We start from the raw sequence: 1,882 nt of genomic DNA on the forward strand, positions 1-1,882 counted from the left end.
TGAATAGGGTTTCCCCCGCCATGTGATGCTGCCGGCATCGGGTTTGGTCGACCCGGCGATGATGTTCGAAACGGTGGACTTGCCCGCGCCATTTTCTCCAAGCAGCGCCACGACCTCTCCCGGCCGCACCTCGAAGCTCGCATCGGCCAGAACCTGGACCGGTCCGTAGCTCTTGCAGAGGCCGCTGACGAAGAGCCCCAGATGCGGGGTCTGCGTATGGCTGAGATCCAAGGCCATCGTTTCGTTACCGATTGTCAGGGATGCTTGGCGATGAACTGGTCGACATTGTCCTTGGTGGTCAGCGTCGCGTCCTGCAGCTGTTCTGCGGGAACGGTTTCGCCGGCTACCAGCTTGATCGCCGCGTCGACGGCAAGCCGGCCCATGCCTTGTGTCTGCTGCGTCGCGGTTACGTCGAAGACGCCGCCCTTCAGTGCCTTGAGCGCCGCCACGTCGCCGTCGAAGCCGGCAACCCAGACCTTGTGGCTGGGATTGGCGACCTTGACCGCCTGCGCGGCACCGAGCGCCAGCGCATCGGCCTGGCCGATGACGATCGACACGTCGGGATGCGACTGCAGCAGGTCCTGCGTCAGCTTGAAGCCTTCGTCCTGATGCCAGCCTTCGCTCCACAGCTCGCCGACCACCTTGATGTCGGGATAGCCGCTCAGCGCTTCGCCGCAGCCCTTCGACCGGTCGACCTCGGGCGTCGTGCCTTTCTGGCCATGGATGATGATCAGCTCGCCTTTGCCGCCCGCCTGCTTGGCGATGTAGTCGCACACCGCCTTGGCCGATGCCACGCTGTTGGTGGCGATGAAGGTGTCGCCGGGTGCGCCCTCTGCGTTGCGGTCGACATTGATGACCGGGATGCCGGCAGCCTTGGCCGTCTTGGTCGGCACGGTGGCGGCGGTGGCGCCGGCCGGGATGTAGATCAGCGCATCGATGTTCTGCGTGATCAGGTCCTGCACCTGGCTGACCTGGGTCGCCGAATCGCCCTTGGCGTCGACGGTGATGATTTCGATGCCCTTTTCCTTGCCGTAGGCTTCGACGGACTGCTTGATCTGGTTGAAGAAATCGGCCTGCAGATTGGCGACGGCAAGGCCAAGCTTCTTGGTCTCCTTGGCCGACGCCATCTCGGACAGTCCGAGCAGCGGAATGACGGCCGCGGCAGCAAGCAGCAATGAACGTTTGGTCAGCATGTGTTTCCTCCGTTGATGTTCAATCTGTTCTGCCGGCGCATCACGGCGCCCTTGGCCGAACAACTCCCAGTTCGGATCACCGATCCGTTTTCGCCCGGACACCCTGGCGAATTCTTCATTGCGTTCTGCGCCGCCACGTATCCGTGGCCACCGCCAGCGCGATCACCACGCCGATCACCACCTGCTGGATGAAGGGCGACACGCCGAGCAGGTTCAGACCGTTGCGCAGCACGCCGATGATGAGCACGCCGATGGCGGTGCCGCCGATCGAGCCGACGCCGCCCGACAGGCTGGCGCCGCCGATCACCACCGCCGCGATCGTGTCCAGTTCGTAGCCGAAGCCGGAGCTCGGCTGGACGGAATCGAGCCGTGCCGCAAGCACGATGCCGGCAAGCCCGGCCAGCACGCCGCAGATTGCATAGACCCAGTTGGTCAGCGATTTGACCGGTATGCCGGACAGCCTGGCGACTTCGGCGCTGCCGCCGATCGCGTAGAGGCTGCGACCGGTCGCGCGATAGTTGAGGAAGATTGCGAAGATGATCGCCAGAACGATCATCAAGCCGACGGTGACCGACAGGAAGCCAAAATGGCGGATGATCGACAGGCTAGTGAACCAGTCGGGGAAGCCGATGATCTGCGAGCCGTCTGTGATCATGTTGGCGAGACCGCGGGCCACCGACATCATGGCC

The 1,882-nt window shown here is 63.8% G+C and carries 3 protein-coding genes; all 3 read right to left on the minus strand.

The features are described from left to right. Positions 1 to 237 (minus strand): ATP-binding cassette domain-containing protein (locus EOA86_RS32955; protein ID WP_128345389.1); only part of this gene is annotated, 237 nt, incomplete at its 3' end. Between the two features lie 17 nt (positions 238 to 254). Beyond that, positions 255 to 1,193: a sugar ABC transporter substrate-binding protein gene (locus tag EOA86_RS32960; RefSeq protein WP_128345391.1), complete on the minus strand. Its 939-nt coding sequence runs from the start codon at positions 1,191 to 1,193 to the stop codon at positions 255 to 257. Positions 1,194 to 1,308: 115 nt separating this feature from the next. Continuing rightward, positions 1,309 to 1,882 (minus strand): ABC transporter permease (locus EOA86_RS32965; protein ID WP_164892251.1); only part of this gene is annotated, 574 nt, incomplete at its 5' end.

The organism is Mesorhizobium sp. M5C.F.Ca.IN.020.32.2.1, from assembly GCF_004023105.1.
Taxonomy (GTDB): Bacteria; Pseudomonadota; Alphaproteobacteria; order Rhizobiales; family Rhizobiaceae; genus Mesorhizobium; species Mesorhizobium wenxiniae.

What these genes read in the sequence shown, in the direction of transcription:
- EOA86_RS32960 (WP_128345391.1), bottom strand. Translation starts at nt 1,193, where the DNA reads ATGCTGACCAAACGTTCATTGCTGCTTGCTGCCGCGGCCGTCATTCCG.